Source organism: Dellaglioa sp. CoH-56-MRSF-12 (assembly GCF_056782075.1).
The window spans coordinates 1-263 of the sequence record NZ_JBXAYD010000110.1 but is presented as its reverse complement, the minus strand read 5'-3'; the positions used below and the strand labels follow the sequence as shown (position 1 = coordinate 263).

The following is a 263-nucleotide window of genomic DNA, read 5'->3' as shown; positions in this document are numbered from 1 at the left end:
ACATCCGGCAGTCGGTCGCGCGCATCCGCCGACAGCGTCGCCGGGCCGGGATCAAGAACGAGCTGCTGGAGTACTTCGACGAGAGCCTGTTCCTGCGCAACTTCTACGCGCGCAACGCGATCACGATGATCCGCGCCCTCGGCGACCGGATGATCGCGGCCGACGCGATCGGCAGCGACTACGTGGAGCAGGCGGTCGAGCGCGAGCAGATGTCGTCGACGGCGTTCACGGACACGCTGGCGGTGCCGCACGCGATGACCATG

1 protein-coding gene is annotated in these 263 nt (G+C 67.7%); it reads left to right on the top strand.

Going from position 1 to position 263, the window contains the following annotated elements; genetic code table 11:
- Nucleotides 1-263, top strand: a 263-nt coding sequence (locus AC1RPY_RS07955) for a PTS sugar transporter subunit IIA (RefSeq protein ID WP_481763145.1), incomplete at both ends; no start/stop codon positions are given.